The following is a 6,557-nucleotide window of genomic DNA, read 5'->3' as shown; positions in this document are numbered from 1 at the left end:
CTAATAAAAAATAAGAAGATGGGAGCATCGATGGAACAAGAGAATAATTAAGAGCTCAACCTCAGTTGGCAGCAAAAAACGTCATCTTGGATAAAATCAGTAAAGGATGAACTGAGTACTGATATCATTTTTTATCTATACAGTTTTGGATCTACTGCCATTATTTACTTTTGCTCTTGGTACCTTGATTCCCCTATCAATTACTCATTTTCTACTTATTACCACCTCTTCACAGTTACGACTTGCGCCGCTATTTTAGGGGCAGGTATGTATTATTATTTCTATTTACTGGTCCAACGAGAAAAGCGTCCTTTGAATCGTTTTAAGAAAAAAGTTCATCAACTATTTTTCCTCTATACCGAACCATCTCTATTTTTTTATCGTTGCTCGCTATCAATTTTATTGTAACTAACCATACGTTTCTGAAGTCGCTTATCCCACTCATAAATCCATTCAAATGGGATCATACCTTTGCTGAGCTTGATAGGCTGCTTCATTTTGGCGTTGCACCATGGGAATTGACTCATAGCTTGTTCTCTAGCCCGTGGGCTTCACTTAGTATCAATTTTGCTTACAACCTATGGTTTTTTCTAATGTGGGGGAGCGCATTCTTTTTTTGCATCTATTACAAACTTCCATTATTGAGATTGCAATTTCTGCTCACATTCGCACTGCTATGGATGATAAATAGTATATGGTTCGCTACCTTATTTTCTTCTGCAGGCCCTTGCTATATGGAACTTTTGACCGGTGACGCTCAGTACGCACCGTTGATGAAATTACTCACCGCTCAAAGTCTGTATCTGGAGAACATTGGCGCATCCCCTTTATGGTCTTTGTCGACACAAGACTACCTGTGGCATGAATACCTAGAGAATGCCAATAGTTTTGGCTCTGGTATTTCCGCGATGCCGAGTATGCACGTATCTATGTCTGTATTGATGGCGTTGTCCATTTGCAGACTGAATAAAAAGCTCGGTTACTTTGCTTACGCTTTTGCTATCCTGATACAAATCGGCTCGGTACATTTAGGTTGGCATTATGCCATTGATGGCTATGTGGGGACGCTGTTAACTGTTTTATTGTGGAAGACAGTTGGTTGGTTCATCAAACGCAATACCATGGCGGTTTGAGATTGATCCCCAAAGCGCCAGTTCTAATAGAAGTATGTGTTGAAGTAAGGAAAAAACTCCCCCGCCCGTGTAGAAGCGGGAGGGGGGGGATATAGCGGTTATGGGATAGCTTTATGGCTTGGTGACTCTCGCTCTTCAGCTGGTATGTAGACATCCGCTCGGCGGTTTTTAGAGCGTCCTTGGGGGGTTTCATTGCTAGCAATCGGTTCAGATTCACCAAATGACTTCAGCTCTGTATTTTCCCGTTTCACCCCATATTTCACCAATTCATTGGCGGTGCTGTGCGCGCGGTTCAAGCCAAGCTCTTGGTTGTAAGTATCGGTACCGATCCAGTCAGTATGCCCTTCAACCGTCACTCGATAATTACTTAGAGCCAATTGACGCGCCACACTGCTTAACACATCTCTAGCCAATGATGAAAGATTGAAACGATCAAAAGCAAAGTGAACCCGTGCAACCAGTTGTCCCTTGTCACCCACTTCACCACTAAATTGTGCAATACCTAAGTTTGAGATATAGGTTAAACATTCACTCGGAACGGTTAACAGTGATGATTTTTTCATCAGCGCCTGTTTAAGAGCTTGGTCATCGCTTTTTTCGGTCACTTGCAAAAAACCATTGCGATGTGTGCCAACGCCCGTCACTTCTCCGACTGTGATTGAATGCGAATATTCATAAAACGCAGTGGCGCAGTACTCTGTTAATGTTGAACTGATGTCGTTGGCATTGGCATTTAACGTTGTAAAACCGACCACCAGCATTACTGCCATTACTTTTTTATTGGTCATATCTTTCACCCATATAGTCTCGATTCACCAGTACCACGAGATCCTTTTTGAATTAATTCTTCGATTTTTTTAATAAAATCTTCCGTTTCTGTTACATCAATAATGTCTTCGTCTGGGTTCAGCACGCAATCTTGGAAGCCGCTTTGTGCCGATGCCTGAAAATCCACCCCAATTACGCCAATGTATAAGTAGCCCTTCGCTGATTCAAAGTGCGCTCGCGCTTTATCGCACATGCCTTGATCAACAAGGTTTGGCAAAATATTTCCAAATGGGTCTTCCTCACCATCGCTGATCACGATCAGCATTTTCAGCCGCTCGTTATATTGTTCAATCTCATCCTCAGTACTTCCACTGGCGGGACGCCCTTTATCCATGGCTTGAAAACCACGCAATAAACCTTGATAAACAGCCGTACCACCTCCGGCTCGCATTCCTTGCATTTCTGCAAGTTTGCTTTTGTCCGCAGTAAGCGGAATAGTATAAAAGCCATTCTTGCCAGGGCTTGTTAAGCTATCTCTATAAAGGTTGTTGTTGTTGGAATCAAAATGGAAATTAAAGTTCGGATCCGACACCTTATCGTTAAACATATCATTCACCGATGTAGCGTAATCAATGTAAACCGGCACCTCCAGATAGTTGCTGCTGCCATTTTGATCTAATACGTCGAGAACTCGTCGTGCTTGTTCTTTTTGCTGGCTATTACACCACCAACTCCACCAAGCGGCACAACGCTCTACATCTCTCTCAGAGGAACTAGCCCAAGCTGACCAGTCCACTTGTTCATAGGTTACCGATGAGACATTTGTTCTCACATCGTTTCTGTATCTGACTTGACTACTTGAAAAAAGAGAGCCCTGCATTTTCTCTTGTACCCTCAAGTTAAACGGCACAATCGCCACCCGATTGAGCACCTCGGTTTCACCGGTTCTCGGGACTAAAATACGGTCAGATATCTGCTCAACGGCTCCTTTTAGTAAGTTGATTTTGACTTTACCTTGCCACTTCCAATTCATTGAGCCCGAAAAGTCACTCACTAAAACCAAGTCAATGATTTTGTCACCCAAATAGTACGGATACTTCGCTGCAACGGCTTGTCCTGCCAGTTTCTCCTGCGCTTTAAATGAGGGGATCAAATTACTGGCAAACCAAGAATTATGGGTTGTGGTCACTTGTACTGAATATTGAATTTTTTCTAAGACTCCAGCGTCCTCATCCGGCTCTTGGTATGTTCTGAGCGTAGTAATATCGACATGGGAAATATCCCGCACATAATCTTGAATATATCGAGTAGCTAAGGCGTCCGCTTGGTTTGCTTTATCGTCAATCGTAATCGCCAACGCCGCACTTTGTGCAGCATCACGTAAACGGCTTGTCTCGTGAATATAACGAGTGCCCTCTACGGCAAAAAACGTGATACCAAGTACAGGGACAAGGCTAATTGCAAACCAAATGGCGGCAACCCCCTTTTGGTGACGCATGGACCGTCTTGCCAGTAGGACTCGACCTGTAGCTTTACTAAAATACGTTGAGCGACAAGACTGTGGCTTATTCATGAAACCCATTGTTACCTCCCCACCACAACAGAACTGGATGAGATTGTCATTGTGGACCCGCCGCTATTCCCCCAAAGCGTCGCGAACCAAGACGTTTCCTTTTGGCACAGCGTTACTTGGTAGAGAGGAAAGACGACGCTATTTTCAACTGGGACAAGATCAGCTTTTTCATTCAACGCTACAGCATTACAGCCTAAGTTCTCGTATTCCGTACTTACAAACTGCTCCCAAACGGTTTTATTGTGCAATGCTTCTATCTTAATAGCGATACTATCGGGGCTAGTACCGAGCAAACGCGCTGCCAAAATTTGCATGTGGGAGGTATCAATTGCATTTAAATTCACTCTTTCATCGTAATACCGAGTGCGCTCTTTTAGTATGTTTACTAAGGCAAAACTACTGCGATCAAGTTTTGCTCTTGTCATCAATTTATCGCTCAGATCAGTCATAAAATAAAAAATGGTGACGATCGCTATAAGCACAAAGAAAAGCTCAATGGCGAAGGAGCCTTTTTGTCGGGAACGCAATTTCATGGTTATTCCTCCCAACCCTCGTGCTCTAAATTGATCAAAGTGCTTCTGACAATAGGCACAGTGGCACTAGAAAACACATTCAAAACCGGACGGTAATTGTACGTTAACGTAATCTCAGCAATCTGATAGCCCAAATCATCTTCCATCATTTCCGCATCTGAAAAGCTGCTATCTGCGATCAGATCCGGATAGGTTAAGTAGTACTTACCCGAAATACTAAAATTGTCCGCTGGAGTCAGCGCAGACCAAAGTGTTCCGCTCTCATTTAACGCTGCTCTCAATGTATTATTATAGCTGCTATAGTTACTCCCACCCTCAAATATCTTAGTATTTCGCACCGTCTCTCTTAAGGCATACTCAACCACACTCATTGTATAAATACGTAGTCCCATCTCAAACAACATCAGCAGTGAAATCGCTAGCACCAATGCACCGAGCGCAAACTCTACAGCCGTAACCCCTTGTATTTTTTTCCGTGAACGCCTTGATGATGACTTACTCTTAGATCGAGATTTAGCGGCTACATTTCTTTGAAATTGAGTCAATAATCGTTTCATATTGTCCACCCTAATTATCGGTGTCACTTTTGTGGCTTTCGCTGTATCCCATGCCATATTTCAATGATGTAACTTTTTAATACATTTCGTTTCTTATCGTTATCGCTTTTATCGATGAAGCGTTTTGGATATTTGCGCAACTTGCGTATCAGAAAAAGTGCCCTCAAGTAACTCTTTGGCTTGCGATACTTCTCCTACCTTGAAAAGGGCAATGGCTAAGTTTGAACGTACTTTTTCATTGCTTTGGTTCTCCTGATAAACAGGGGCAAGCAGCGCGATTACGTCATGATATTGCTGCTGAGCTAAATAGACCACAGCGAGATTATTCTTAATGGCTACATCACTAAACCCCTTCAGGCGAGCTTGATTAAAAGCCCGTATAGCCAAAGAGAACTCACCCAAGTTACTATACGCAATGCCGGTTAGTACCTGAATTTCTCCGCTACTATTACCCATAGCGATGGAACGTTGGTACTGTTCCAACGCTAATGCATCTTCGCCTTCGAGGCTATGAACTTGCCCACCTAGCTGTGCAAGTCGCGCATTTTCAACTCCTAATTCAGATAAGTGCTGAACATAAAATTTTGCAGACTCCACATCCTCTTTTGCCAGATAAGCAAAAGCGAGATCCTGCATCACTTGTACATCGTTGGGTTTTTGTTCTAAGCGCGCTTTGTAATGCTCAATAAGGCCTGCATGATTTTGTACACGTTTCATGCTTTCAACAGTACTTTCTTCGTTGTACGCCGTCGAGCTGCACCCCATGAGAGAAAAAAGTGTTAAAGCCATCAATGCGATTTTTTTCATTACCCACTCCCTGAAAGTGTCGAGAAATCGATTTGCAAGAAACCCGGAGCGAGGATAAAAATAACGATTGGAAACATGATCAGCAAAATAAGAGGCACACTCATTTTGGCTGATAGTTTCCCCATTCGCTCTTCTACTTCGAGTAAGTGAATTCGGCGCATGTCTTCTGCCAAGTCACTTAATACACCAGCAACAGAGGCGCCATAATGTAAGTTTTGGATAATGGTAAGCACAAAACTATTGATCTCTGGTGCAGGCAAGCGCAGCGACAGATCATGCAAGGCTTTTTCAATCCCGTGTACTTTCCCTGACTCGGACGTCTTATTGATTTGATAGCACAGATCTTTATCGAAGATTTTTAGCTCTTTGGCCAAATAAGCAAAAGATGCCTCAATGGTCATACCCGTTTGCACACACACCGACATAATATCGAGCACGTAGGGAAGGTTTTTTGAAATTTTACGCACAAGCCAACGTCGGCGTAACTCGAGTAAAAAGTCAGGTAACACAATAATGGTTACCGCTGCGATGAGGAGCAAAATGATTTTGCTATTAATGGCCACATCAATAAAGAAAATGACTAATGATGCCACCACAAAGAGAAAAGCTTTAAAAGGAAAGTAGTACTTCGCTAGCTGCTTATTGTAATAACCCGCGTTTAACAATTTTTGTTCTAAGTCTTTTTTACCACTCTCCCCAAATGCAACGATAAACGTTTCCATTTTTTGCTTTTTCATTTTTTTGGATTGGTGTTTTAAATATTTATTTAGTGCGATTTCACGCTTGCGTGTCGAGTAATAGTCATAAAAGACAAAAGTCAGCGCGCAAACAATTAAAAACACACTTATTGCTAAAATCATCGCCTAACTCCTTTTACCAGAAGCCAAACAATAAACAGACCGATCAACTCACTACCGACAACATAATACAATACTAATTGTCCACGTGGGTCATTGAGCACAAATTCAATATGGTCGGGATTAATTTGACTAATAATGATAGCGAACGCCAAAGGAATCGCTGCAACCACTTTGGCTGAAATTCTTGCCTCTGACGTCATTGCCATTTTTTTCGATTCTAGTGTTCTTGCATCAACTAAAATTCGAATTAAACGCGCTAATACATGTTTTAACTGTCCTCCTCGGTTCAGGTTGGCACGTACCGTAATGGTAAAAAAAACGTACTC

At 42.4% G+C, this 6,557-nt stretch carries 9 protein-coding genes; 1 reads left to right on the top strand and 8 read right to left on the bottom strand.

The window, feature by feature from the left end; genetic code table 11:
* Positions 1-377: 377 nt before the first annotated feature.
* Entirely contained in the window at positions 378-527 is a 150-nt protein-coding gene (locus tag CAG69_RS22705; RefSeq protein ID WP_337247410.1) for a hypothetical protein, read from the bottom strand.
* Between CAG69_RS22705 and CAG69_RS22700 the strand changes: the two genes are divergently transcribed.
* Positions 519-1,133: a phosphatase PAP2 family protein gene (locus CAG69_RS22700; RefSeq protein ID WP_309474164.1), complete on the top strand. Its 615-nt coding sequence runs from the start codon at positions 519-521 to the stop codon at positions 1,131-1,133. The genes CAG69_RS22705 and CAG69_RS22700 overlap by 9 nt on opposite strands.
* Positions 1,134-1,231: 98 nt before the next feature.
* Here CAG69_RS22700 and CAG69_RS04650 read toward each other — a convergent pair whose 3' ends face one another.
* The 7 genes from CAG69_RS04650 to CAG69_RS22450 form a co-directional block, all read right to left on the bottom strand.
* Entirely contained in the window at positions 1,232-1,921 is a 690-nt protein-coding gene (locus tag CAG69_RS04650; protein WP_045545357.1) for an OmpA family protein, read from the bottom strand.
* A 5-nt stretch (positions 1,922-1,926) separates the two neighbouring features.
* On the bottom strand, positions 1,927-3,483 hold the full coding sequence (locus CAG69_RS04645; RefSeq protein WP_237668038.1) for a pilus assembly protein: 1,557 nt from the start codon (positions 3,481-3,483) through the stop codon (positions 1,927-1,929).
* Between the two features lie 2 nt (positions 3,484-3,485).
* Positions 3,486-4,007, bottom strand: a complete 522-nt coding sequence (gene tadF / locus CAG69_RS04640; protein WP_141180363.1) for a tight adherence pilus pseudopilin TadF — start codon at positions 4,005-4,007, stop codon at positions 3,486-3,488.
* Between the two features lie 2 nt (positions 4,008-4,009).
* Entirely contained in the window at positions 4,010-4,564 is a 555-nt protein-coding gene (locus CAG69_RS04635; RefSeq protein WP_082063947.1) for a TadE family protein, read from the bottom strand.
* Positions 4,565-4,672: 108 nt separating this feature from the next.
* Positions 4,673-5,371: a tetratricopeptide repeat protein gene (locus CAG69_RS04630; protein WP_161442953.1), complete on the bottom strand. Its 699-nt coding sequence runs from the start codon at positions 5,369-5,371 to the stop codon at positions 4,673-4,675.
* Positions 5,371-6,231: a type II secretion system F family protein gene (locus CAG69_RS04625; protein WP_045545306.1), complete on the bottom strand. Its 861-nt coding sequence runs from the start codon at positions 6,229-6,231 to the stop codon at positions 5,371-5,373. The genes CAG69_RS04630 and CAG69_RS04625 overlap by 1 nt, the downstream gene beginning before the upstream one ends.
* A partial coding sequence (locus CAG69_RS22450; protein WP_237668037.1) for a type II secretion system F family protein occupies positions 6,228-6,557 on the bottom strand: 330 nt, incomplete at its 5' end. The genes CAG69_RS04625 and CAG69_RS22450, both read right to left, overlap by 4 nt.

Source organism: Vibrio sp. V43_P6S15P86 (assembly GCF_009904725.1).
GTDB classification, from domain to species: Bacteria; Pseudomonadota; Gammaproteobacteria; order Enterobacterales; family Vibrionaceae; genus Vibrio; species Vibrio diabolicus.
This window is presented reverse-complemented; position numbering and strand designations above follow the sequence as displayed.